At 73.1% G+C, this 25,267-nt stretch carries 20 protein-coding genes; 11 read left to right on the forward strand and 9 right to left on the reverse strand.

Annotated features, from left to right (window positions below; all coding sequences use genetic code 11):
* Window positions 1-132: 132 nt before the first annotated feature.
* Both ACFC51_RS35420 and ACFC51_RS35425 read right to left on the reverse strand, forming a co-directional pair.
* Window positions 133-1,605 carry a LysR family transcriptional regulator gene (locus tag ACFC51_RS35420; RefSeq protein ID WP_376381228.1) on the reverse strand — a complete coding sequence of 491 codons (1,473 nt, stop codon included), beginning with the start codon at window positions 1,603-1,605 and terminating at the stop codon, window positions 133-135.
* A gap of 179 nt (window positions 1,606-1,784) precedes the next feature.
* Window positions 1,785-2,528 carry an SDR family oxidoreductase gene (locus ACFC51_RS35425; protein WP_376381225.1) on the reverse strand — a complete coding sequence of 248 codons (744 nt, stop codon included), beginning with the start codon at window positions 2,526-2,528 and terminating at the stop codon, window positions 1,785-1,787.
* Between the two features lie 244 nt (window positions 2,529-2,772).
* Between ACFC51_RS35425 and ACFC51_RS35430 the strand changes: the two genes are divergently transcribed.
* The 4 genes from ACFC51_RS35430 to ACFC51_RS35445 are packed head-to-tail and all read left to right on the forward strand — an operon-like array spanning window position 2,773 to window position 6,540.
* Window positions 2,773-4,005 (forward strand): cytochrome P450, encoded by a 1,233-nt coding sequence (locus tag ACFC51_RS35430; RefSeq protein WP_376381222.1) that lies wholly within the window; start codon window positions 2,773-2,775, stop codon window positions 4,003-4,005.
* Window positions 4,002-4,250 (forward strand): ferredoxin, encoded by a 249-nt coding sequence (locus ACFC51_RS35435; protein ID WP_376532866.1) that lies wholly within the window; start codon window positions 4,002-4,004, stop codon window positions 4,248-4,250. Before ACFC51_RS35430 ends, ACFC51_RS35435 begins: the two co-directional genes overlap by 4 nt.
* Window positions 4,250-5,554, forward strand: a complete 1,305-nt coding sequence (locus ACFC51_RS35440) for a Cpe/LpqF family protein (protein ID WP_376381216.1) — start codon at window positions 4,250-4,252, stop codon at window positions 5,552-5,554. Before ACFC51_RS35435 ends, ACFC51_RS35440 begins: the two co-directional genes overlap by 1 nt.
* Complete coding sequence (locus ACFC51_RS35445; protein WP_376532868.1) at window positions 5,551-6,540, forward strand: EamA family transporter; 990 nt, start codon at window positions 5,551-5,553, stop codon at window positions 6,538-6,540. Before ACFC51_RS35440 ends, ACFC51_RS35445 begins: the two co-directional genes overlap by 4 nt.
* Here the strand turns inward: ACFC51_RS35445 and ACFC51_RS35450 are convergent.
* The 5 genes from ACFC51_RS35450 to ACFC51_RS35470 form a co-directional block, all read right to left on the reverse strand.
* Window positions 6,492-7,523, reverse strand: a complete 1,032-nt coding sequence (locus ACFC51_RS35450) for a GNAT family N-acetyltransferase (protein WP_376380310.1) — start codon at window positions 7,521-7,523, stop codon at window positions 6,492-6,494. The genes ACFC51_RS35445 and ACFC51_RS35450 overlap by 49 nt on opposite strands.
* On the reverse strand, window positions 7,520-9,223 hold the full coding sequence (locus ACFC51_RS35455; protein ID WP_376380313.1) for an ABC transporter substrate-binding protein: 1,704 nt from the start codon (window positions 9,221-9,223) through the stop codon (window positions 7,520-7,522). The genes ACFC51_RS35450 and ACFC51_RS35455 overlap by 4 nt, the downstream gene beginning before the upstream one ends.
* Complete coding sequence (locus tag ACFC51_RS35460; RefSeq protein ID WP_376380315.1) at window positions 9,220-10,383, reverse strand: GNAT family N-acetyltransferase; 1,164 nt, start codon at window positions 10,381-10,383, stop codon at window positions 9,220-9,222. The genes ACFC51_RS35455 and ACFC51_RS35460 overlap by 4 nt, the downstream gene beginning before the upstream one ends.
* Complete coding sequence (locus tag ACFC51_RS35465) at window positions 10,380-11,669, reverse strand: ATP-grasp domain-containing protein (protein ID WP_376532870.1); 1,290 nt, start codon at window positions 11,667-11,669, stop codon at window positions 10,380-10,382. Before ACFC51_RS35465 ends, ACFC51_RS35460 begins: the two co-directional genes overlap by 4 nt.
* Window positions 11,670-11,943: 274 nt before the next feature.
* Window positions 11,944-12,405: a DUF5709 domain-containing protein gene (locus ACFC51_RS35470; protein WP_376532872.1), complete on the reverse strand. Its 462-nt coding sequence runs from the start codon at window positions 12,403-12,405 to the stop codon at window positions 11,944-11,946.
* Window positions 12,406-12,784: 379 nt separating this feature from the next.
* Between ACFC51_RS35470 and ACFC51_RS35475 the strand changes: the two genes are divergently transcribed.
* The 6 genes from ACFC51_RS35475 (at window position 12,785) to ACFC51_RS35500 (ending at window position 20,488) form a co-directional block, all read left to right on the forward strand.
* Window positions 12,785-14,581 (forward strand): diacylglycerol kinase family protein, encoded by a 1,797-nt coding sequence (locus ACFC51_RS35475; RefSeq protein WP_376532874.1) that lies wholly within the window; start codon window positions 12,785-12,787, stop codon window positions 14,579-14,581.
* 1 nt (window position 14,582) lies between these two features.
* Complete coding sequence (locus tag ACFC51_RS35480) at window positions 14,583-15,536, forward strand: YihY/virulence factor BrkB family protein (protein WP_376380326.1); 954 nt, start codon at window positions 14,583-14,585, stop codon at window positions 15,534-15,536.
* A complete protein-coding gene (locus tag ACFC51_RS35485; RefSeq protein ID WP_376380329.1) occupies window positions 15,537-16,325 on the forward strand; it encodes a phosphatase PAP2 family protein in 789 nt (262 codons plus the stop codon).
* 35 nt (window positions 16,326-16,360) lie between these two features.
* Entirely contained in the window at window positions 16,361-16,987 is a 627-nt protein-coding gene (locus ACFC51_RS35490) for an alpha-ketoglutarate-dependent dioxygenase AlkB (protein WP_376532876.1), read from the forward strand.
* A 114-nt stretch (window positions 16,988-17,101) separates the two neighbouring features.
* Window positions 17,102-18,418: an acetyl-CoA carboxylase biotin carboxylase subunit family protein gene (locus tag ACFC51_RS35495; protein ID WP_376380335.1), complete on the forward strand. Its 1,317-nt coding sequence runs from the start codon at window positions 17,102-17,104 to the stop codon at window positions 18,416-18,418.
* Window positions 18,419-18,457: 39 nt separating this feature from the next.
* Window positions 18,458-20,488, forward strand: coding sequence for a CocE/NonD family hydrolase (locus tag ACFC51_RS35500; protein WP_376532878.1), 2,031 nt, complete (start codon window positions 18,458-18,460; stop codon window positions 20,486-20,488).
* A 309-nt stretch (window positions 20,489-20,797) separates the two neighbouring features.
* Here ACFC51_RS35500 and ACFC51_RS35505 read toward each other — a convergent pair whose 3' ends face one another.
* Together ACFC51_RS35505 and ACFC51_RS35510 are read right to left on the reverse strand one after the other, a co-directional pair.
* Complete coding sequence (locus ACFC51_RS35505) at window positions 20,798-21,853, reverse strand: YncE family protein (RefSeq protein WP_376532880.1); 1,056 nt, start codon at window positions 21,851-21,853, stop codon at window positions 20,798-20,800.
* A gap of 155 nt (window positions 21,854-22,008) precedes the next feature.
* Window positions 22,009-23,796: a hypothetical protein gene (locus ACFC51_RS35510; protein ID WP_376532882.1), complete on the reverse strand. Its 1,788-nt coding sequence runs from the start codon at window positions 23,794-23,796 to the stop codon at window positions 22,009-22,011.
* A 199-nt stretch (window positions 23,797-23,995) separates the two neighbouring features.
* Here ACFC51_RS35510 and fes point away from each other — a divergent pair, with 199 nt between their 5' ends.
* A complete protein-coding gene (fes, locus tag ACFC51_RS35515) occupies window positions 23,996-25,267 on the forward strand; it encodes an enterochelin esterase (protein WP_376532884.1) in 1,272 nt (423 codons plus the stop codon).

The raw sequence follows: 25,267 nt of genomic DNA on the forward strand, positions 1-25,267 counted from the left end.
GGGGGTTGTGTGGTTTTTTTCTTTTGGGGGGGGGGGGGGGGGGGCTCCCCCCGGGGGGGGGGCCCGGGGGGCCCCCCCGCCGCGGCCCCCCCCGCCGTCGTCGTCCCGGGCCGCCGTGGGCCCGGGACGACGTCAGCTCCGGCCGGCGACCACCGGCCGCACCGCGCCGCGTTCGGGCGCGGCCCTGCCAGGCCGCACCGGAACGCTCCGCACGGCCCGGCTCGCGCGCCGCTGCGTGCTGCCGCCGGGCCCCGGCACCGGCGCCGAGTCGTCCGCCCCCGAGAGGCCCACCGCGTGGAGTTCGGCCTCGAACGCGGCCAGCCGGGCCAGGAACTGCCGGGTCGGCGCCGTCAGGTCCGTACCGCGTGAACTCCGCAGCAACAGGCGTGCCCCGAGACGGAGTTCCAGCCGGTGGATGCGCCGCGTGAGAGCGGACTGGCTGATCGAGAGGACGGCCGCCGCGCGGTTGATGCTGCCGTGGTCGGCCACCGCGCGCAGCAGGTGGAGGTCCTCCACGTCGACCTGCACCGACTCGTCGGGCAGCGCCGGCGGGGACTGGAGGCTGAGCGCCGCGGCGGTCCGGCGCTCCAGCGCCGCCCGTTGCCCGCGCAGCCAGTCGGCCCACCACGGATCGTGGAGCATCTCGCCGTGGTGCTCGGTGAACCTGCTCAGACAGCGGGCCGTGAGCAGCGCGGCCAGTTGCTGGGCCAGGGCCCCGGGGACGACCGCCGGATCGACCAGGAGCCCGGCCGCCCTCCGGGGCCGCTCCACCAGCGACCGGCGGACCAGCGAAGGGGCGAACACGGCGGGGCAGGCCGGGGAGCCGAGGCCGATGGCATCGCCGCGCCGCAGCATCCCCCGCGCCACCGACGCCCCGGTGACCTGGATCCGGTCGGGCGGGGTGAGGCCGGCCGACCGGTAGACCCGGCTCACCAGGACCTCCGCCCGGGGCCCGGCCTCCGAGACCCAGTTCTCGTCGCGCAGATCGGCGAGGGAGACCGTGGCACGGCCCGCCAGCGGATGCCCGACCGGCAGCGTCACCCAGAGCGGGTCGTCCAGGACGTCGTACGTGCGTACGGTGCGGTCGACCGCGTGGGAGAGCGTGTCCAGCCCCCAGGTGTGCGCCGCGTCCACCCGGTACCCGTCGAGCTGCCGGAGCACCTGGAGCGGAGTGTCGTGGCTGACCGACAGCAGGATCCCGAGGGTGTCGGCCGCGTCCTCGACGAGGTCCTCCATGAGCGGTTCGGCCGTGGCGATGTCCAGGATGCGGGGCGCGTTCAGGGCCTCTGCGCCGCGCCCGTAGATCTCGGTCTGCACGGCCTGGTCCACCTGGCGGAAGAACCGCCGCCCGGCGACGAGCACCCGGGCGCCGTCGGGGCTCAGCCGTGTGGCGGGGGCTCCGCGCGAGGTCAGCCGCAGTCCCGTGGCCTGGTCGAGCCGGTCGAGCCGGCGCTGGGCGGCCGGGGGTCTCAGCCCCGCCCTGCGGGCCGCTTCGGCGAGGTCACCGCACTGTCCGATCGCGTCCAGCAGCCGTAGGTCCGGACGCGAGAACGGCAGCCGCGTCAACCGGTCGGGAACGGAGGGCACGTGTATCGCAGAAGGCACGAACGGCTTCCTTACGGTTATGGATGACGCCTCTTCTTCACCTGTGACGGCCTGTTGCGGCTCACGTTAGGCAGGCGTTCTCTCCTTCCGCTCCTCGTCCTTCTCTCGCCCCAGGCCACCCCCGCGCAGCACGACGGCGGGCACCGCGCAGTGCGGTGCCCGCCGGGAGAGTGGTCGGCTCAGGCCTGGTCGGTGGGGCGGATGAAGATCTCGTTGACCGTGGCGTGCGGGGGCGCGGTGACGGAGTACAGGACCGCACCGGCGATGTCCTCGCTCTGCAACTGGCGTATCTTCGCGACGCGTTCCGTGATCGCGGCCTTGGACGGCGCGTGCGTGATGTGGTCCCGCAGCTCGGTCTCCACGGTGCCCGGTTCGATGACCACCACCCGCACCCCGCGCTCGGTGACCTCTTGGCGCAGTCCCTCGCTGAAGCCGTTGACCGCGAACTTGCTGGCGTTGTACACGGCGCTGCCCCGTCCGACGACGCGGGCGGCGATGGACGAGATCTGGACGATCGTGCCCTGGTTCCGGATCAGCTCCGGGAGGGCCGCGTGGGTCATGTACATCAGGCCCATGACGTTGGTGTCCATCATCCGGGTCCAGTCGGTGGTGTCGGCGTCCTCCACCGGGCCCAGCAGCATCAGCCCGGCGTTGTTCACCAGGATGTCGAGCCGTCCGAGCGTCTCGACGGTGGAGCGGACGGCGGCGGCCACCGCCTGCTCGTCGGTGACGTCCAGGTCGAGGACCTGCACGGTGGCGCCCTTCGCCTCCAGCTCGCCGCGCAGCTCCTCGAGACGGCCGGCGCGGCGCGCGGCGAGGGCGACCGAGGCCCCTGCCGCGGCCAGGGCACGCGCGGTGGCCCTGCCGATCCCTGAACTGGCGCCTGTGACGAGCGCGACTTTTCCCTGCAGCGATGAACTCATGTGGTCCTCGTTCCCCGGGGGTCGGGCCGGAGCGGGGATCCGGCCGAAAAGCGTCGACGGTACGGCGCGCCGACCGTAGCAGCCGGTCGGACCCCCGGTGAACGGCCACCGGCGGCCCCTGTTATGTGCGTTCGTGGCCGGTTATGCAGGTCGGGCCGCCCCGAACGGGAGGCCGCGACGCGGGCGGTGAGGATGGGGCCGCTACTTCACGTCGGCATGCCCGTGCAGCGATAGGTGGGACCCCATGACGCAGGACGCAGCATCCCCGAAGGCGACAGCGGCGCCGTCCTATCCGATGGAGCGCGTCTCCCCGATCGATCCACCGCCGCCGCTCGCCCTGCTGAGGTCCGGCCCCGCCGCGAGCCGCATCACGATGTGGGACGGCAGCCAGGTGTGGCTGGTGACGGCGCATCCGCACGTCCGCGCGGTTCTGGGCGACCGCAGGTTCACCGCGGTGACCAGCGCGCCCGGCTTCCCGATGATGACGACCACGTCCCCGCTGGTGCGGGACAAGCCCCACACCGCTTCCTTCATCCGCATGGACGACCCCGACCACTCGCGGCTGCGGTCCATGCTCACCCGCGACTTCCTGCACGGCAGGGCCGAGGCGATGCGGCCCGTGCTGAGGGAGCACCTGGACGAGATGCTCGGCGAGCTGACCAAGGGCGAGCGCCCGGTGGATCTGGTGCGCGGGCTGACGATCCCCGTCCCCTCCCGCGTGATCGCGCTGCTCTTCGGGGTGTCCGACGAGCAGCGCGAGCTGATCGAGAACCGTGCCGGGATCCTCATCGACCGCGGCTACCCGCCCGCACAGGTCGCCGCCGCCCGCGACGAGCTGGACGGCCTGCTCCGTGACGTCGTCGAGGAGCGCATGCGGATGCCCGAGCCCGGCGACGACCTGCTGAGCCGCCTCGTCGTCGACCAGGTGCGCACGGGAAACCTCACCGTCGAGGAGATGGTCCCGATGTGCCGGCTGCTGCTGGTCGCCGGACACGGGACGACGACCAGCCAGGCCAGCCTCAGCCTGCTGAGCCTGGTCACCGACCAGGGGCTCGCCGACACGCTGGCCAAGGACCCCGAGCTGCTGCCGAAGGCGGTCGAGGAACTGCTGCGCTACCACTCCATCGTGCAGAACGGCCTCGCCCGTGCCGCGCTGGAGGACGTGGAGCTGGGCGACGTGACGATCCGGGCCGGCGAGGGAGTGGTCGTGTCCCTCTCGGCCGGAAACCGGGACGAGTCGGTCTTCCCCGACCCCGACACCCTGGACCCGGGCCGCGACGCCCGCCGCCATCTCGCCTTCGGCCACGGCATCCACCAGTGCCTCGGCCAGTGGCTGGCCAAGGTGGAGCTGGAGGAGATGCTGGCCGCCGTCCTGCGCTGGATGCCGGGCGCACGGCTCGCCGTCCCGTTCGGGGACCTGGACTTCCGGCACGAGGTGTCCAGCTACGGGCTCGGCGAGCTCCCGGTGACCTGGTGAGCGCCGGCCGGCTGACCGTGGCCGTGGACACGGACGCCTGCTGCGCGATGGGCCGGTGCGCGGCGACGGAGCCGCAGGTCTTCGACCAGGACCCCGACAGCGGCACCGTGGTCCTGCTGCTGCCCGAACCGCCGCCCGAACTGTACGAGACGGTCCGGCTGTGCGCCGACCTCTGCCCGTGTACGGCCATCACTGTCACCGAGGACCGACCCGACCGGTCGGCAACGGCCGCCGAGGAGCGATGATGATCGATCTGCCCGGATCCGACGCCTCCGTCCGCCCGGACGCGCAGGCCGCGCTCGACGCGGACGGCACTCCTCTGGGGCGCCGCACCCGCTGGGCGGTGGAGCTGCTCACCGCCCCCGAGGCACCGGCGGAGGAGGACCTGTCCGGGGCCTTCGTCCCCGTCTTCCTCGCCCGGCACCCCCGGGGCGTCTCGGAGGTGGTCGAACAGTGGCGTGGACAGGGCCCGTTCACCGTCGCCGACTACCAGCCGGTGGCCCACAAGTCCTGGGTGACCCTGACGGGCCCGTCCGGGGTCCGCTCGACGCTGTCGCTGACGCTCGACTCCTCCGGTCTGATCCGCGTCCTGCACCTGGGACCCGAGACGGTGACACCGCCCGTGCACGCGTGGGAGGACCTGGAGCAGGCGCTGGACCAGCCGGGGGTGACCTGGTCCGCGCTCGTCACCCGGGCGGACGGCGGTGCGACCGAGACGCTGTACGCCAAGGACGCAGACCGGCAGATGCCCAACGGCTCCTCGTACAAGCTGTATCTGATGCGGGCCCTGGCGGAGGCGGTGGCCGCCGGCACCGTGCGCTGGGACGACGAGGTGACGGTGCGTCCGGCCCTGCGCAGCCTGCCCACCGGCGACATGCAGGAACTGCCCGACGGCACCCGGGTCCCCGTGCGCGAGACGGCGTACAAGATGATCGCGATGAGCGACAACACCGCCGCCGACCTGGTCCAGGACCTGCTGGGCCGGGACGCGGTGGAGCGGGCCGTGGTGGCGGGCGGGCACAGCGATCCCTCCGTGCTGCGACCGTTCCTGACGAGCCATGAGGTCTTCGAGATCGGCTGGGGTGCGCCGGAGACGCGCGCCGAGTGGGTGGCCGCGGACGAGGCGGGCCGCAGGCGCCTGCTGGAGCGGATCGCCGGCCCGATGACCGTACGCGGCTCGGACCTCGGCCCCACCGTGCACCGGCTGGGCCTGGACTGGCACATGAGTGCCTGGGACGTGTCCCGGGTGCTGATCGCCCTGGCCGAGGACGGGGCGGCGGACCCGAGCGGGGTCGTCGACGACATCCTGACGGCGTACCCGGGCGTCCCGGTCGACTCCGCCCGCTGGCCGCGCGTGGTCTTCAAGGGAGGTTCGTGCCCCGGCGTGATGATGTTCTGCTGGCTGCTCGAGGACCCCGACGGAGTGCGGTACACACTCGTGCTCCAGCAGCGCGCCGAGGACCAGAAGCTCATCGGCGACGGCCAGTTCCTGCGGGGGATGGGCGGCCGGGTCATCGAGTCCGGACTGCTCACCGGTACGTCGCGGTGACCGCCCGGGACCGGTCGCTGGCCGTCCTGGTGGCCGTGCTCTGGGGACTGAACTTCCTCGCGGTACGGGTCGGCCTCGACCACTTCCCGCCGTTCTTCCTGGCGGCGCTGCGCTATCTCGTGCTGGCGGTGCCGGTCGTCCTGTTCGTGCCGCGCCCGGGGGTGCCGCTGCGCTGGCTGCTCGGGTACGGACTGGGCTTCGGCGTGGCCCAGTTCGGGCTGCTCTTCCTCGCCATCGAGCAGGGCATGCCCTCGGGTCTGGCGTCCGTGGTGGTACAGGCGGCGGCCCCGTTCACCGTGCTGCTGGGGGCGCTGCTCCTGCGCGAGCGGGTCACCGGGCGGCAGCTGGCCGGCATCGGGCTGGCGGTCCTGGGCATGGTGGTGATCGCGGTGGACCGCGCACGCACGGCACCGCTCCTGCCGCTGGTGCTGACGGTGCTGGCGGCGGTCGGCTGGGCCTTCGGCAATCTGGCCAGCCGTCAGGCGAAGCCCGAGTACCCCCTGCGCTTCGCGTTGTGGATGGCGGTGGTCCCGCCGGTGCCGCTGCTCGCGCTGTCGGCCGTGATGGAGGGCCCGGCCACGGGATGGCGGGCGCTGGGTTCGGCGTTCGGCCCCGACGGCTGGCCGAGCCTGGTCGCGCTCGTCTACATCGCGGTGCTGGGCAGCGTCGTCGGTTCCGGGATCTGGACCGCCCTGCTCAAGCGCTACCCGGCGGGTGTCGTCGCGCCGTTCTCGATGCTGGTGCCCGTGGTCGGCATGGCCGGCGCCTGGGCGGTCCTGCACGAGCGTCCCACCGGATGGGCGGTGACCGGCGGGCTGGCCGTGGTCGCCGGGGTACTGCTCGGCACGGGCTGGCTGCCGCGTTTCCTGCGGGAGCGCAGGCGTGCGGCGGCCGTCCCCCGCGTCCCCGGAGGGGGCGGGGGACGGCCGCCGGGCGGTCAGACCGCGGGGGCGACCGGAGCCTCCCAGGAGACGAAGCGCTCCTGAGGGACGAAGCCCATCGCCTCGTTGAGCGCGATCATCGGACGGTTGTCATCGGCGTTGGCCGTCTCGATCAGCCGCACGCCGGGCTCGTACTCCCGCACATGGGCGAGATTGGCGAGCTTCATCAGCAGCCCCAGGCCGTGGCCGCGGTGCCCCGCCGCCACCACCGTCATGCCCTGGAGGAGGTGCTCCGGGTTGCCGGTGGTCTTGGAGGTGCTGGTGAAGCCGGCGAGTTCACCGGTCTCCTCGTGCACGGCGCCCACGTGGTACGCGCGCCGGCCGCGGCCCACCCGCATCCGCTCGTAGCGCCGCACATGGCTGGTGCGGATCGCCTCGGGTCCCTCCCCCCAGGTCTCCGGGCGGCTCTCGCCGAGTGACTGGCCGAGCTCGGACACGGCGATTGCGAAATCGTCGGGGGTGATGGTCCCCCACCGCTGGAGCCGGTAGCCGGCCGGGACCTCAGGGATGCCGCCGGTGAGCGGGTCGTGCCCGGCCAGGTCGAGCCACTGGTGGACTCCCTCCGGGCCCTCGGAGGGGGTGGCGCCCATCGCGGCGGCGAACGCGGCCGGGCCTTCGTCACGGGCGGGCCCGCCGGGCAGTGCCTGGACCACGTCGGCCACCAGGAGGGTGCGGCCGTGCTCGCCGGCCAGGGCACGGGCCCGCCCGGCGAGGGCGGTCCCGATGCCCTGACGGCGCTCCTTGGGCGCGGTCAGCAACTGGTCGACGACGGCGACCGGCGCGCCGTCGGGGAGCACCAGACGGACCGCGCCGACCGCCTGCCCGTCCAGGAAGGCGACCTCGCCCGCGAGCGCGGTGCCCGGCGGTGCGAAGCGCACCGAGCCGGCCAGGTCGGCCTCGCAGGGCGGGGCGGCGGACAGCGGGACGCCGTCCGCGCCGTCCGCGGTCAGTCGGAGCCAGGCGTCCAGCGTGGCCGTGTCGCCGGCGTCCAGGGGGACGAAGCGGAGATCCGCTGCTGCGTCGTTCATTCGGTGTCGGTCTCCTGGTCGGTGGAGTCGTCGATGACGCCCATGGCCTGGATGTCGTACAGGCCGAAGGCGGGGTGGACATAGACATCGGTGGCGCGGGGACCCCGGTAGTGCAGGGTCTTGTCGTGGACCAGCGGGAGGATCACCGCGTGGTCCATCACCCGGCGCTCCACCTCCCGCCACAGTTCGGCGCGGGCAGCGGGGTCGGCCGTGTGCAGCCCGGTGTCGATCAGCTCGTTGACCTTCGGGTCGTCGAGCTCGGCGATGTTCCAGTTGCCGCCGCCCGGGCGGATCAGCCGGCCGTCCACCAAGGGGGCCAGGAAGCCGTACTCGGTGGGGAAGTCGGCGCCCCAGTCGGTGACGATCAGGCCGAGCCCGTGCTTGCGGATCGTCTCCGGCGAGCCCGCACCCTGACTGAAGTACGTCGCCACGTCCAGTTCCTTGACGGTCAGCCGGATACCGACCCGGGCGAGCGACTCCACGACCGCGTCGGCGACCAGCCGGAACTTCCCGCGCTGGGTGCCGATGACGGCGTCGAAGCCGTCGGGCAGCCCGGCTGCCGCCAGCTCGGCACGGGCGGCGTCGAGGTCGCCGCGCAGATCGGGCCCGGTCGGGTAGCGGTCCAGCAGCTGGTGGGACGGGAGCCTCGGCGGGAACAGTGCGGTGGTCAGGTCGCCCCCGGTCACCGGGCCGCCGCGGGCCTCCTGGAGGAGGATCTTGTCGGCCGCGTAGTGCACGGCCCGCCGCACGTGCACGTTGTCGAAGGGCGGGATGTGCGGCTGGAGCGAGACGAAGTGCAGGAAGCTCGTCTTCGGGTTGTCGGTGCGCGAGCGCAGCACCGGGTCGTCCGCCAGACGGGCCTGGGCGGCGTGCTGGAGGCCGCGGCCCTCCAGGTTGATGTCGAACTCGCCGGCGATGAGCCGCTCGTCCATGTCGTCGAGGTCGAGGCCTATGGTGACGTCGACCCGGTCCGGGAGCGCCGGCCGCACGGGGTCGGTGGCCCGGTCCCAGTGCGGATTGCGTTCCAGCAGGAGCCTGCTGCCCGGCCGGTGCTCGGCGACCCGGTAGGGGCCGGTGCACCGCGGGTCCTCGCCGTACCGGGCCCCGGTGTCGGCGTGCCGCGGGACGGGGGAGACACACGGCTGGGCCATCAGATGGTCGAAGTCGGAGAACGGGGTGCGCAGCCGGAACACGATGGTGCGCGCGTCCGGCGTGAGCACGGAGGGCAGGCCGTCCTCGCCGTCCCGGTAGGGCCCCGCGTACGGGTGGTCCGGGTCGTCCAGCAGCGGCACCAGATAGGTGGGCCCCCCAGGGAGTACGTCCTGGGCGAAGATCCGCTGCACGGCGTACCGTACGTCGGCCGAGGTCACCGGAGTGCCGTCGTCGAAGCGGACACCTTCGCGGAGGCGGTAGGTCCAGGTCCGGTTGGAGTCGCTCGCCACCCCCGGCCCCTCGGCGAGGTCAGGTACGGGTACCAGGCCCGCCGGCCCGGGGTCGGTGGGGTACGCCATCAGCGTGCGGTTGAGGAGGCGTTGGAGCAGCCACACCCAGACGTAGTAGGTCCTGGCGGGGTCGAGGGAGTCGACGTCGGCCGAGGAGACCAGGCGCAGCGTGCCCCCGCGACGGCCCGAGGGGGCGACCTTCGCACCGACGGCGGCGTTCCAGCCGCCGCCTTCCTGGAGATCGGTGACGGGGTTCATCGTGTGGTCGTCTCCCGGTCGTCGGCGGGCGCGCCCGCGGTGTCTCCGGTGCGGGGCAGCGGCAGCAGGTAGGAGCGCTGCTCGCTGACCGCGCAGCCGCGGGCCAGTTTGGCCTGGACGCTGCCGATCCCCGCGTGCAGGACGGTCGCGCCCTCCTTGGCGGCGGCGTCCAGCACCTCGTAGTAGAGGACGTCGTAGTAGAGCGGCAGCTTGCCCTGGGCCTCGTAGTCGAAGCCGGCGCGGTGGCCGTACCACTGCTCCTCGCCACGGGCCCGGGAGCGCAGCACCATGCCGAAGCCGATGATGCTGCCGCGCTGCCGGGCCACCGACACCAGGACGTCGTCGCCCATGATCTCGGCGATCCGGCCGATCATCCGGGCGGAGCCCTCGTCGCTGGCCGGATTCCCGTACTTCCGCAGGAGGTTGGCGTCGAGCTGCCCGAGCCGGGGGGCCAGCGCCTGGGTGAGGGGTTCGACGTTCACCTCGACGCCGGCCTCCGCGAGCGCCCGCCGCTCCAGGCGCACCCGGCGGCGCCGGTGGGCGCTCATCTCCTCGACGAACTGCTCGAAACCGCCCGGCGGGATGTCCAGCCAGGCGTAGTGGTCGGACGGGTGGTGGTGGTAGCCGCGCTTCTCCAGCAGGGCGACGAGCGGGGTGTCCCGCACGTCGACGTGGGGGAAGCAGACGGTGGCCGCCCCCCGGTCCGCCGCCATCGCCTCCGCCCTCCCCACCAGGGCCGCGAGGTCGTCCTCGGTGGCGTCCTGGGAGGCGAGCGCCCGGGTGCGGCCGAGATGCCGCCCTCCGCAGACCAGTGAGGGCAGCAGGCTGTCCGGGTCGCCCCCTGCGACGTCGCGCAGCACACCGGCCGCCTCGGGGACCTCCTGCTCCAGGGCGCGCTTCAGCATGGCGTCCGGCCGGGCGAGCAGCCAGGCGACCGAGGTGTCGGCCCAGGCGGTGACCAGCCCGGCCACCGGGACGCCGTCCCGCTCACGCACCAGGAAGTCCATCGCCGTACCGGAGTTGTGCTCCTGCACGGTCAGCCACCGGGGGGTCTGGAAGAAGTCCTCCGCCCCCAGCAGCGCACTCCACCCCGCCGCTTCGAGACCGGCCGCGTCCGCGACCGGCCGCACCCCGTCCGAGCCCTCGGTATACGGGCTCACCGGAGGTCTTCCTCGACGACGAAGTCCAGGAGCGCGGCCGCCTTGTCCGCGAGCTCCTGCGCGGCGACCCGGTCCGGGCCGTTGCAGTAGGTGAAGCCGACGCAGGAGGAGTTGTCCATGCGCTCCAGCAGGTGGTCGCCCTTCTCGACGTGCAGCAGCACCTGGACGTTCTCCACCGCCGCCGCAGCCTCCAGACCGTCGATGTGCGAGAGGGTCCCGCGCCGGGTGGGGTAGATCATGCGCACGGCCGCGCCCCCGCGGTGGACGACGGGCTCGATCGGCGGGGTGACGCCGATGGTGAGCAGCCAGGCGTCGAGGATCGGGCTGCGGCCGGTGACGTCGGTCACCAGCATGGTCATGCAGCTCGACGGGGTACGGGGGTTGGCCTCGATGATGCGCCAGCCGGACTCGGTGCGCCGGACCTCGGTGTGGCAGGGGCCGTGCCGGTAGCCGATCATCTCCAGCGTCGTGCGGACCACGTGGTACAGCTCGTCGCGCTCGTCGTCGGGGAGCGGCACGGGGAAGGTGTGCCCGCACTCGATGTAGAGGGGGTCGCCGAAGAGGTCCTTGGAGGTGACGCCGAAGACGTGGGTGTACCCGTCCACGGTCATCGTCTCGACGCTGACCTCCTCGCCCTCGACGTACTGCTCCAGCAGGACCTCGCCGCTGCGCGGCTGACCGCGCAGGCTGTGCCGGACGGCGGAGAGTTCCTCCCACGCCTCGACGAGACCGGCCATGTCGTCGACCCTGCGGACGCCGTAACTGATCGCCTCCGCCGGAGGCTTGGCGATCATCGGGAAGCCGAGGCGGCGGGCCGCCTCCTCCAGCTGGCCCCGGTGGCCCACCAGCACGTGAGGGATGTTGAACGGCTCGTCGCCGAGGGCGATCCGCAGCTGGTCCTTGATGTTGGCGGTGCGCACGGCGGCCGGGTCCGGGCCCGGCAGCCCGAGACGGGCGGCGGCCTGCGCCGCGAGCTCCGTGTGGTAGTCGGAGAACGAGGTGATGCCGTCGACCAGGGGCGCCCCGTCCTCGCCGGTGACGACGGCGAGCACCGCTTCGAGGTCGGTGGTGTCGACGTCGATCACCCGGTCCACGATGGACAGGGGGTGGGTGTCCCAGTCGTGTCCGTGGGTGTACCAGGACCGGTCACCCGTCAGCAGCCACACTTCCAGGCCGTGTTCCTGGGCCTGCTTCAGGCCCAGGACGAAGGGGTGGTTCTGCATGTGCTCGACGATCGCGATCCGCTTTCCGGCGAACTGCGCGTAGTCGGCCAGAGGTGTTGTCATCGGACGCCTCCCGTGTGGGTGATGTGCATCGACCGGTTCCGGGTTCTCGGGGATCAGTTGAACCGTCTCCGGGCCGGCCGTGCCATGCATCGGGAGGCAGGACGCATAGGCGGCGTTCGAGGCGCATAGGAGGACCGGGGACGCCCGCAGGGACGGGCGGGCCGGCCCCGGACGTGCGCCGGCCCGGCCGCCGGACCCCGGTGCGGGGGCCCGACGGCCGGGCCGTGCGTGTGCTCCGCCGGGATCACCCGGCGCGGGCGTGCCGCCCTGCGGCTCAGATCGCGTCGTCGTCCTGGATGTGCACCGCCGCCTCCTCGGCGGAGGCCGCGCCCCCGTCGATGCCGACGTCCCGGCCCAGCACCCGGTTGTTGCGCGCGGGGGTGCCGGGCTCCTCGTCTGCCGTGGCGACGCGGCCGGCACGTGCGTCCCCGGCGTCGTCCTCCTCCGGACCGTTGTCCTCCGGACCGTCGTCGGACCCGCCGGCCAGGGGGTCCGCCTCCGGAACCTCCTGCGCGAGGCGCCGGTCGAGGGACTCGCCCTCCCGCTGCTCCTCGCCGGTCGTGCCGTACTTCGACACGCCCAGGGGCTTCTCCGGCGGGGAGTACCCCGTGTCCAGCATGTCGTCGAGGTCGGGTTCGTCGATCACGTTCTCGGGGTCGAGGTCGTCCGCCGGCCGGTTGTCCGTGTCCGAACCGTCCGGCTGGTAGACGTCGTCACCGCGTCCTTCTTCCGGCATCGGGCGCTCCTTCCCTTGAGGTATGCCGTGTCCGCCGTCGCCCGTACGCGGGGCGTGCGGCTTCGCCGCTCTCCTGCCCACGGAGGAGCGGCTCACTACTGCGGTTCTCCCGGATGTCCGCCCGCCCTCCCCGGCAGGGGCGCGGCGGCCGGACGGGACAGAAGGCCTGGTCAGGACCCTGATGACCGCTTCCCGTCGACCCCGGCAGCTTATGGCCGATCCCCCGCCGCTGCGACCGGGAGGGACGCGGCCCGCACCCGGGGGGAGGGCACCGGTGCAGGTGGCAGGTCTGGAGGGCCGCGGAGGGGGAAGACGCCGAATCGCCGGGGACAGCCCGGTCCCACTCGCAGCCCGAGGGGCACCGAACGACGGGAACGCCATGCCGACCGACCTGCCGGAAAGACGTACCGCCCTCACCGGGCGCGTCTCCGCCCTGCCGCCGAGCGCCGGTGAGCACACGCCGTCGCCGCCCCACCCGAGGGACGGGGCGCGCCCCGGGGGAGCCGCCGCCACCGGGGCCGGAACCCCGCAGGCGCCGGGCGGGGCCCCGGAGACCGCCGGGGGGATGGGCCGCGCCGTGGGGGTCATCGCCTCGACGGCGGTCTGCCAGACCGCCCTGATGGTGGGGCTCGGTCTCCTGCTCACCGGCCCGGCGGCCGGGGTGTGGCCGCTGACGTCCGAGGACGAGGTCAACGAGGCGCTCGAGCGGGCCCGCACCGGCACCCTCGACACGCTGTCCCTGATCGTGTCCGAGGCGGGCAACACGCTCACGGTCGTCGTCGGCACCGTCCTCGCCTGCCTGGCCCTGCTCCTGGTGCCCCGGCTCCCGCGGTGGCGGGACGCGCTCTTCCTGTCGGTCGCCGTGTCGCTCCAGTCCCTCGTCTTCCTGGTCATCACCGAGGCGGTGGACCGCACCCGGCCGGACGTCGACCGGCTCGACGCCTCGCCCCCCACCTCCAGCTACACCTCCGGACACACCGGTGCGGCGACGGCCCTCTACGCCGGTCTCGCGGTCCTGGTCCTGCACCGGGCGAAGGGACCGTGGCGCAAAGTGGTGGCGGTGCTCCTGCTGCTCGTGCCCGTCCTGGTGGGGTTCGCCCGGGCGTACCGGGGGATGCACCACCCGACGGACATCGCCGGGGGCCTGCTCAACGGCGGGCTGTCCCTGCTGGTCGTCGGACGCGCGCTGCTGACGGGTCCCCATGTCCCCGCCGCCGCACCGTCCGCGGCGACGGCCCCCGCGGGGGCGGTGGCCCCCGCGCCCGGCCGCACCGCGGTGGTCTTCAACCCCACCGTCACCGACGAGAGCGCCTGCGCCGAGCTGCGGCGGGTCCTGGAGGACCACGGGCACCACGAGGTGGAGTTCGTGCCGACCACGGCCGACGACCCGGGGGAGGGGCAGACGGATCGCGCCGTACGGGACGGGGTCTCGCTCGTCGTGGTCTGCGGCGGCGACGGTACGGTCCGCGCCGCCGCGGACGCCCTGGCGGGCACGGGCGTCCCGCTCGCGGTGGTGCCGTGCGGCACCGGTAACCTCCTCGCCCGCAACCTCGGCCTCCCGGTGAAGCCGGCGGATGCATTGGCCGTCGCGCTGCGCGGCGCCCCGCACCGCATCGACCTGGGCCGGATCGAGGGCGACGGCATGGCGCCCGCACACTTCACGGTGATGTCCGGCGCCGGTCTCGACGCCGCCATGCTGGAGGGCACCAGCGACCGGGCCAAGGCCGTGCTCGGCTGGCCCGCCTACGTCATGGCGGGCGTGCGGGAGCTGCGCGCACCCCGCATGCGCCTGACGGTCGCCCTCGACGGGGCGCGCCCGCTGCGCCGCAGTGCCCGTATGGTGCTCGTCGCCAACACCGGGAAGGTTCAGGGCGGGGCCGCCCTGGTCCCGGACGCCCGCCCCGACGACGGGCTGCTCGACCTCATGATCCTCGACCCGCGCGGCCCGGGAGGCTGGCTGAGCGCCGTCACCACGCTGATGCGCCCCCGCAGCGGGGCCGGCGGCGAGGGGGGTGCCCGTTCCGTGGAGTACTTCACCTTCCGCCGTGCGGACATCCGCTTCGACACCCCGCAGCAGCGCGAGCTGGACGGCGACCCCGTGGCCCCCGGCCGGCGTCTCACCGCCGAGGTCAGGCCCGGCGCGCTGACCGTGCTCCTGCCCGCGCGAGGGGAGTGACATGGGCACCGCCACGAGGGTCCCGCAGACCCGCGACATGGTCGGCAGCGAGCTCTCCGGTGACGAGGCCCTCGTCACCCTGAGGCGCTACGGCCGCTGGCCGCTGCTCCGCGACTCCTTCGTCCGCTTCCGGTACGCCGACGGCTTCAGCCACTCCCGGGCGCTCGCGCTGCAGACCGTGCTGGCCGTGGTGCCGCTGGTCATCGCCTTCGTCGGGCTGTCCACGGCCCTGCACACCGAGGACCTGGGCAGGGTGGCCGAGCTGACGATCCACCGCATCACGGCGGGGCCGAGCGCCGACGTGGTCGACGACGCCCTGGACCGCAGCCGGCAGCACGCGGACGACGGCGCCCAGCTCGCCCTCTGGTTCGGCCTCGTCTTCTCCCTCACCAACACCACGACCGCGATGTGCCAGATAGAGCGCGGCGCCAACCGCATCTACGGGGTCGAGCGCGACCGGGTCTTCCACCGGAAGTACCTGCGCGGACTGGTGATGTCGCTGACGGCCGGAATCCCGCTCGGCATCGGCTTCGTCGCGATGGTGGCCGGGGGCGACCTGGTCGCCGCGGTGGTCGACGTGTACGACCTGAGCCCCGGCGCCCGGTCCGCCTGGGACCTGCTGCGCTGGCCCGCCGGGGTGGTCCTCGTGCTCCTCTCGGCGAGCGCCATCTTCCGCCGCTCGCCGAGGCGCCGGCAGCCGGGCTACACCTGGCTGGCCTTCGGCGCCGCCGTGTACCTGGTGCTCTGGACCACACTGACCTGGCTGCTGAGCCTCTACCTCGCGGTCAGCGGTTCCTTCGACACCGTCTACGGCCCGCTCACGGCGTTCATGTCCCTGCTGCTCTGGGCCTACCTCACGTCCATCGCCCTCTTCCTCGGCCTCTCCTTCGCCGCCCAGCTGGAAGCGGTGCGGGCCAAGCGGCCCGGTCCCGTACAACCCGACCCTGGAGCCTGAATGCCCGCACGACCCGCTGTCCCGGCCGCCCTGCGACGGAGGCGCAAGGACGCCGACCGCCGGTTCGGCGTCCGGCTGTTCGGTTCCGCGGCGGCCGCCGCCGTCGCCGCCGTCCTCTTCGGCCTCCTGCTCGTCCTGGTGGAGAGCGGGTGGCTGCCGTTGCGGCGCCTCGACGCGGGGGCCGCCCGGTGGCTGAACCGGACCGCCCTCGACCATCCGGCGTGGACCGGCACCCTGCGCTTCTTCTCCGACGTGGTGTGGGATCCCGTCACCCTGCGCGCCGCGGTGGCCGTCCTCACCTTGTGGCTGCTGTACCGCCGCGCGTGGCGGCTCGCCGCCTGGTCGGCCGTCACGGCGGTGGCCGGAGGGCTCATCGGCCTGCTGGTCAAGATGGTGGTCGAGCGGGCCAGGCCGTCGCTCCCGGACCCGGTCGCGCACGCTCCCGGCTATTCCTTCCCGTCCGGTCACGCCATGGCGGCGACGACCTCGTTCGCGGTCCTGCTGCTCGTGCTCCTGCCCCTGGTCCGGCGCGGTCTGCGCCCCCTGTGCTGGGCCGTGGCGGTCGTCTCCGTCCTGGGGGTGGGATTCACCCGCGTCGCGCTGGGCGTCCACTGGTTCAGCGACGTGGTCGGCGGCTGGACCCTGGGGCTGGCCGTGGTGGCACTCACCGGCTGGTCGTTCGAGGCGTGGCGTGCCGACGCGGGCCTCGGCAGGACCGAGGTGGCCGAGGGCCTGGAGCCGGAGCTCGACGGCGACGACCCGGAGGGGACCGACCCCACCCACGGATAGGAACGTGTGTTCTATTCAGCGGTAGGGTGGTCCCCATGTCCGCTCATCTCCAGGGTTCCCTGTTCGACCAGGCCGACCGCCCGCACCTGGGCCCTCTCGCCGGCGTGCGCAGGACGGTCCTCGGGGACGGGGCGTGGATCGACCTGCTGCCGGGCTGGCTGAGCGGCGCCGACGAGCTCTTCGCCGAGCTCGCGGACGCCGTGCCCTGGAGGGCCGAACGCCGCCAGATGTACGACCGGACGGTCGACGTGCCCCGCCTGCTCTCCTTCTACGGCGCCGGGGACACCCTGCCGAGCCCCGTCCTGGACGAGGCCCGCGACGCGCTGTCCGCCCACTACGGCGACGAGCTGGGCGAGCCCTTCACCACGGCCGGGCTGTGCCACTACCGGGACGGGCGCGACAGCGTCGCCTGGCACGGCGACCTGACCGGGCGCAGCTCGCACGAGGACACCATGGTGGCGATCCTCTCCCTCGGCGCCCCGCGCGACCTGCTGCTGCGCCCCTGCCGCGGCGGCGACACCGTGCGCCGGCCGCTGGGCCACGGCGACCTGATCGTCATGGGCGGCTCCTGCCAGCGCACCTGGCAGCACGCCGTCCCCAAGACCGCGTACGCCCGCGGGCCGCGGATCAGCGTCCAGTACCGCACCCGCGGGGTGCGCTGAGGCAGGCCGAACGGCCGGACCGCTCGCCGTCGAGGATCACCCCGCATGTCGGCCGATGCCGAGGGCACGCGCTGTGGTGTGCAGGAACACCTCCTACGGAAGGGAAACCACCACATGCCCCAGGGGCAGCCCAAGAACATCTTCGTCATCGGTCTCGACGACTCCAACCTGCCGACGCTGCAAGCAGTCCCGGACGCCGGCTCCTACCGGTTCCACCGCCTGCTGGGCATCGACGAACTGCAGGAGGGCGAGGTGTCCGTGCCCGGTCTGATGGACCGTGCCCGAGCCGTTCTCGACGCGCACGACGGCAGCATCGACGCGATAGTCGGGTACTGGGACTTCCCGGTGAGCACCCTCGTCCCGATGCTCGGCAAGGAGTACGGAGTGCGTACGACCAGCCTCGAATCCGTGGTCAAGTGCGAGCACAAGTACTGGAGCCGTCTGGAGCAGCAGAAGGTCATCGACGAGATCCCGGCCTTCGGCCGGGTGGACCTGGACTCGGACGACCCGAAGCCGCCCGAGGGCGTGAGCTTCCCCATGTGGCTCAAGCCGGCCCTCGCCTACTCCTCGGAACTGGCCTTCGGCGTATCGGACATGACGGAGTTCAGAACGGCCGTCGACCGGATCCGGGAGGGCATCGGCCGGGTCGGCAGGCCCTTCGACTCCGTGCTCGACCTGCTGGAACTGCCTCCGGAGATGGAGGGCGTCGGCGGCCAGGTCTGTCTCGCCGAGGAGGCGATGACCGGGATCCAGGTGGCCGTCGAGGGATACGTCCACGAAGGCCGGGCGACCGTGTACGGCGTGCTGGACTCCATCAACTACCCGGGCTCTCCCTGCTTCCTGCGCCACCAGTACCCGAGCAGCCTCCCCGCCCCCGTGATCCGCAAGCTCCATGACGTCAGCGAACGGACCATGCAGCAGATCGGCATGGAGTCGGCCACCTTCAGCATCGAGTACTTCTACGATCCGAAGACCCAAGACATCAGCCTTCTGGAGATCAACCCCCGCCACTCGCAGTCCCATGCCGAGCTCTTCGACTACGTCGACGGCGCGCCCAACCACCACCGGATGATCAGCCTCGCGCTCGGTCACGACCCCGAACTCACCGGCGGCAAGGGGCCCTACGCCGTGGCCGCCAAGTGGTACTACCGCTGGTTCGGCGACGGCAAGGTCCACGAGGTCCCCACCCCTGAAGGGATCGCCGCCATCGAGCGCGAGATACCGGGGGTGCGCATCGATGTCGTACCCGAGGACGGGCAGAAGCTCTCCACGGTCTCGCAGCAGGACAGCTACAGCTACGAGGTGGCACACATCTTCACCGGCGGCGCCGACGAGGAGGACCTGCGCCGCAAGTTCGACCGCTGCGTGGCCGCCCTCGGACTCACCTTCGACGAGACGGAGCCCGGAGGCCGCGATGTGAAGACCGAGTGACCCGGAACGTCCCGCACGACGAAAGGAGGCCGCACAGGCATGCGCTACGTCGACCAGCTGCCCTGCGCGATCCAGGAAGAGAAGCACGTCACGATCCCGATGGACGACGGAGTCGAGCTCTCCGCACGGATCTGGCGTCCCACCGCCTCGGACAACGAACCCGTGCCGGCCGTTCTCGAGTACATCCCGTACCGCAAGAACGACCTCACCTCCACCCGCGACGCCATCCACCACCCCTACATCGCCGGGCACGGCTACGCCTGCGTACGCGTCGACGTGCGGGGGACCGGCGAGTCCGAGGGGGTGCTGCTGGACGAGTACCTGGAGCAGGAGCAGCGTGACGCCGAGGCCGTGCTGGCCTGGATCGCCGAACAGCCCTGGTGCGACGGCCGCACGGGGATGATGGGCATCTCCTGGGGCGCCTTCGCCGCCCTCCAGACGGCCGCCCGCCGCCCGCCGAGCCTGCGCGCCATCTGCATCGCGTCGTTCACCGACGACAGGTACGCGGACGACATGCACTACCTCGGAGGCGCGATGCTCTCCGACAACCTGGCCGAGGCCGGCACCATGTTCGCGTACGCCACGTGTCCGCCCGATCCGGCCGTGGTCGGTGAACGCTGGCGGGAGATGTGGCGTGAGCGGCTCGACGCCGCGCGCCCCTGGGTCCTGGAGTGGCTGCGCCACCCGAAGCGGGACGAGTACTGGCGCCACGCCTCCCTGAGCGAGGACTACTCGGCGCTGCGCTGCCCGGTGCTCGCCTCCAGCGGCTGGGCGGACGGCTACTCCAACGCCGTGACCCGGCTGCTGAGCCGGGTCGACGTGCCCCGCAAGGGACTCATCGGCCCCTGGTCGCACAAGCTCCCGCACCTCGGGGAGCCGGGACCGGCCATCGGGTACCTGCAGGAGGTCGTGCGCTGGTGGGACCACTGGCTCAAGGGCGTCGACAACGGCGTCATGGACGGCCCCATGCTCCGGACCTGGATGCAGGAGAGCGTCCCGCCCTCCACCTCCTACGAGGAACGGCCCGGGCGGTGGATCGGCGAGCCGTCCTGGCCCTCGCCCCACGTCGGTGAGACCGTCCTCCCGCTGCGTGACGGGAACCTCGGCCGGCCGGAGGACCTCGCGGACCAGGAGGACCGGGTCCACACGGTGCAGTCGCCGCTCTCCGTCGGCCAGTTCGCCGGCAAGTGGGCCTCCTACAACGCCCCGCCGGACCTGCCCTACGACCAGCGCGAGGAGGACGGGGGCTCACTCGTCTTCCAGACCGAACCGCTGGACGGACGCGTCGAGATCCTCGGCGCCCCCGTCGTCGACGTGGAGGTCTCCGCGGACGCCCCGGTCGCGCAGCTGAACGTCAGGCTGTCCGACGTGGCGCCGGACGGGCGCTCCACCCGGGTGACCTACGGCGTGCTCAACCTGACCCACCGCGACAGCGAGGAAGCCCCCGAGGCCCTGGAACCGGGCACGCGTCACCGGGTCCGCGTACCGCTGCACAGCGTCGCGCAGGCGTTCCCGCCCGGACACCGCATCCGCCTGTCGCTCTCCACCTCGTACTGGCCGCTCGTCTGGCCGGCGCCCGCACCAGCGCTCCTGAGCGTGTACGAGAAGGGCGGCACGCTCACCCTGCCCGTGCGGCGCGAGGACGTACCGGAGGACAAGGCCCTGCAGCCCTTCGGTGAACCCGAGGGCTGCGCACCCCCCGCCGTCACCCGGCTGAGCGAGCCGGAGCAGGCGTGGACCGTGTCGAGGGACCTGGTGAACTACCGGTCCGTGCTGGACATCGTGAAGGACCGCGGACTCCAGCGCCACGAGGACACCGGGATCGAGACCGGGCTGAGGGCCCGCGAGCAGTACAGCTGGACCGGGGAGGACTTCGGGTCCGTGCGCGGCGAGTCGGCCTGGGAGATGCGCTTCGGCCGTCCCGGCTGGGACGTCCGTATCGAGACGCGCACCGTGCTCACCTCGGACGAGGACGCCTTCCACGTGGACGCGACGCTCGACGGCTACGAGGACGGGCGGCGGGTCTTCTCCCGCACCTGGAACGAGGAGGTCCCACGGGAGAACGTCTGACGGCCGTCCGGGGCCGACCAGGGAACGTCCGGATACGGGCGTCCCCGGTGAGCCCCGCCCGTGGCACCCGAGGTGTGGCGCGAACTAGCGGGCGGAGGCTCCCGGCACACCACCGCCGGAGCCCGCCGGCGACACCGGCCGGCGCGCACGTACGGCGGTACGGACCGGGTCGTGCGCCCGCCGTGCCGGCCGTACGAAGCAGCCGGGTGTCCGGCCCGCCGCGAGGAGCGGCGGGCCGGACACCCGGCTGCGGGAGGTGTGGGGGGAGGGAGAGCCGCGAGATGTGGGGGAGCGGCCCCAGGAGCGGTGTCAGCGGGTGACGCGGAAGCTGTGCACCTGGTCGGCGCCGTCGAGGCCGGCTCCGGACTTGTCGACCACGTACGCCGTGCCGCCGGCCACGGTGACGTGGTTGGGGTTGGCGCCCGTGGTGACCGTCCGGACGACGGCGCCCTTGCGCGGGTCGACGACCGTCGCCGTGGCGGCGGTGCGGTTGACGACCACGACGTTGCCCGTGCGGTCGTCGGCGGCGACGGACAGCGCACCCGCGCCCGTGGCGACGGACTTGGTGACGAGCCCCTTCTTCAGGTCGATCACCGAGAGGCCGCCACCGGTCTGGTCGGCGGTGTACGCGGTCCTGCCGTTCTTCGACAGCGCGACCGAGATCGGGCCGTCGCCGGCGGGGATGAGCCGCGGGGCCGTGGACCGGGGGGCGACCTCGATGATCTGGTCGCCGTTGAGGTCCGCGGCGTAGGCGGTGCCGGTGCGCTCGTTCACGACCAGGCCGGTCGGGGAGGACCCGGCGACGGTGACCCGCTTCTTCTCCTTGAGGGTCTTCGAGTCGAAGGCGACGAGGGTGCCGTCCGCGAACGCGCTCGCCCACACCGTGTCGTGGCGCTCGTCGACGACGATCTCCCGGGCGTGACCCACGTCCGGGAGGGTGGCGAGGTGCGCGCCGGTGCGCTGGCTGTAGACGGCGACGGTGTTGTTGCGGGTGTTCGTCGTCCAGACGGTGTTGTGCTCGTCGTCCACGGCCACGCCGTAGACGGCCTCCAGCGCCCCCGTGGCCGTGTCGGTGACCGGCGGGGTGATGGTCTGCTCCACCGTGAGGGACTTCGGGTCCACCTTCAGCAGGCTGGAGGCGAGGACCGGCGGACGGCCCACGGCGGACGTGGTCCACAGAACCTTGTTCCGCTCGGAGTACGAGGACTGGTAGAGGCCCTTCACGAGCGGCGCGACCGTGACGGTGCCGGCCGAGGTGTGCGCGGAGGCGGTGCCCGCCAGCGCGGTGGTGTTGCCGGCGGCCACGGCGAGGGCGATGGCGGCACGGGTGACGGTGCGACGGCTTCTGCGGGGGGACGAGGTCATGCGGGGTCAACTCCCTGACAGGGGTACCAGTGGGAACTGCGTGGTTTCTGAGGAAACCTCAACAGTTGTAACTTAGCTTAGGCTTACCTAAGTAGCGCGCCTTCAGGTGTGTGACGAGGACAACAACGTGTCGGTGAAGGCGCTGTGCTGGGGCGTCAGCCCTGCGCGGCGCGGCCGCCCGGTCGCCGGCGCACGACGACGAGGGTCGTGGCGGCGGCGCCGGCCGCTCCGCCGGCCGCCGCGGCCGCCGCCGACCAGGCGATCGTCGCGTACGAGACGGAGCTCTCCGCGGACGCCGCGGTGACGGCGTCCGGCGTGGTCCCGGGTGCGGCTGCCGCCGCCGGGGCGGCGCCCGTGCCCGTCGTGCCGGGAGCGGTCACGGTGAAGTCGACCTTGAGGGTGGTGGACGGGTTCGGCGCGAGGAAGCGCAGCCAGTGCGCCCCCGCGGGGGTGCCGGCCGGGATCGTGACCTCACCCTTGTACGCGCCCGAGGCGTCGGCCTTCCACTGGCCGAGGATCTCCTCGTCGTCCAGCTTGATGGTGACGGTCTGTCCGGCCGGGAACGCGGTCACCTCGAAGGGGATCCTCCCGCCCGCCTGCACCTCGCTGGCCTGGATCGCGGCCTTGGCCCCACGGGAGTTGGATGCGCTCGCGGGTGCGCCCGTGGCCGCCGGTACCGCGGCGGTGCCGCCCGTGCCGTCGGGCGAGGTGCTCGCCGCCGCCTGCGCGGCCGAGGTGCCGGAGGTGACGGTGAAGCCGGCCCGGAGGCTCGTCGAGGGATTGGGAGCGAGGAAGCGCAGCCAGTGGGCGCCCTTCGCGGCATCCGCCGGGATCGTGACGGTGCCGGTGAGTGAGCCGTCGGCGCCGATGCCGTCCGGCCACTGACCGATGATCTTCGCATCGTCGAGCTTGACGGTGAGCTGCTGGCCGGCCGGGAAGCCCGTCACCCGGAAGGACACCTTGCCGCCCCCGGCGACCTGGGAACCCGCGGTGATCGCGGCGGACGTGGCCGAGGTGCCGCCCGAGCCGCCGCCGGATCCGCCGGTGCCGCCCGAACCGCCGCTCGTGCCCGTGACCGTACCGCCGCCGGTGCTGCCGCCGGAGTCGCCGCCGCCCGTGCCGCTGCCGGAGTCACCGCCCGTGCCGGTCGATGTCACCGACAGGTCGGCCCGGAGGCTCGTCGAGGGGTTCGGTGCGAGGAAGCGCAGCCAGTGGGCCCCGGCCGAGGCCGACCTGGGGACGGTGACCGTGGCGGTGAGGCTCCCGTCGGCCTTCACGGCCGAGGGCCACTGCCCGATGATGTCGGTGTCGTCCAGCTTCACCGTGACGCTCTGGCCCTTGGTGAACCCCGTGAGGGTGAAGGTGACCTTCCCGCCTGCCGTCACCGTCGAGGTCTTCAACCGGACCGCCGGGCCGTCCGTGGGCGGCGCGGTCGTCGGGGGAGCGGTGGGGGTGGACGTGGGTGTCGGGGTCGGCGTCGGCGTCGGCGTGCTGCCGGTCACCGTCAGGTTCTCGCTGCGGACGCTCGTCTGCGGTGCCAGGAAGCGCAGCCAGTGCCCGCCGCAGGGGGCGGCGTCGGCGGGGACCGCCACTGTGCCCGAGACGCTGCCGTCGTCACCGATGGGGAACTGCTCGAGCAGGGTCGCGTCGTCGAACTTGACGCTCAGGGTGGCTCCCGCGGGGAAGCCCGTCGCCTCGAACGGCAGTGAGCCGCCGGGCTTCACGTTCGTGGTGCCGAGGGTGACCGCGGGGGAGGCGCTGTCGGCGACGAGAGCGACCGTGCCGGTCGCGGCCGCTCCGGCGGGGCCCGCCGCGAGGGGCAGGGCGGCCAGGGTGCCGATGCCGAGCGTCGCGCCTGCGGCGAGGGCGGCCACCCGCCCCAGCCGGGGACGGGGCGCGGCAGAGGCGGGCGCGGTGGAACGGGAGGGTCTGGCAGGGTTCATGATGAGCTGCTCCAGGCAGGAGGCGGAGAGAGGGTGAACGAGGGCGCGGGGTAACGGCGTTGCAGATGCACCGGCAAGAGCCAGGCCCACTTAGGTTAGCCTAACCTAAGTACTGTGGATGTCCGGCGCCCCGGGCCGGGAGGTAAGGTGACCCTAAGTTGCAGTCCCCCTGCTGTTCCCGCTGTTCGGAGCTCTCCACGTGATCACATCAGTGCCGCCGCACGACGCCCCGCGCCGGCCCCCTCGGACCGTGCGTCCGGACGAAGTGCCGAGGCTCGGGAGGCCGGCACACCGGCTCCCCGCCCCCGGGGAGACCGAGGAGTTCTGGGCGGACGTCCGCGTCGGCGGCACCCCGCTCCTCGGGCCCGACCCGCACGGAAGCCCCGACCACCGGGCGGTGACGTTCCTCTGGCGCGGCACCGACGCCACCCGTGCCGTGCAGGTCCTCCCCAACAAGCTGGGGGATCCACGGCTGCCCGAGGGCAATCTGATGGAACGCCTGCCCGGCACCGACGTGTGGCACTGGACCCTGCGTCTGCGGCACGACTGGCGCGGCACCTACGACTTCTACGTCGACGAGGGCGACGGACCCGAGCCGGGCAGCCCCGGCTACTGGCAGTGGCTGCGCACCCGCAGACGCCCCGATCCGCTCAACGCCCGCACCCTGCCACGCCGCTGGGGCGGCGACCCGGTGTCCTACGCGGAACTCCCCGCCGCCCCCGGCGGACAGGACTGGCGGCCGAGGCCGGGCGTCCCCCGTGGCCGCGTGGCCGCCCACGACGTGCCGGCCGGGAAGCTCGGAGGCACTCGGACGGTCTGGCTGTACGAACCGCCGCCCACCCCGGGGCACTCGGACGCACTGCCCGTGCTCGTGCTCCTCGACGGGGAGCACTGGCAGCCGAACCTCGGGCTCGCGCACCTGCTGGACAACCTGATCGCCGACGGCCGCATCCCGCCGCTCGTCGCGCTCCTGCCGGAGTCCGTGGACGCGGACACCCGGTGGTCCGACATGACCTGCCGTCCGGAGTTCACCGCCTTCCTGGCCGACGAACTGCTGCCCTGGGCCGCGGCACGGCTCCCGGTCACCGGGGACCCCGCCCGCACGGTCGTCGCCGGACAGAGCCTGGGCGGCCTCTCCGCCGCGCATGCGGCGCTGACCGCCCCCGGCCGCTTCGGCAACGTCCTGGCGCAGTCCGGCTCGTTCTGGTGGCCCGACGGCCCGCAGGCACAGTGGCTCACCGACCGGATCGCCGGGTCCCCGCGCCTGCCCGTCCGCTTCTGGCTCTCCTTCGGGGAACAGGAGTGGGTCGCCCTGCCCGCCGCCCGGCGGCTGCGCGAGGTCCTGGCGGCCGCGGGCTACGACGACGCCTCCTACCGGGAGTTCAACGGCGGCCACGACTACCTGTGCTGGCGCACCGAGCTCGCCGACGGACTGGTCGACCTGCTGGGTCCGGCCGCCCCCACGGAGTAG

The organism is Streptomyces sp. NPDC055962 (assembly GCF_042270185.1).
Lineage (GTDB): Bacteria > Actinomycetota > Actinomycetes > Streptomycetales > Streptomycetaceae > Streptomyces.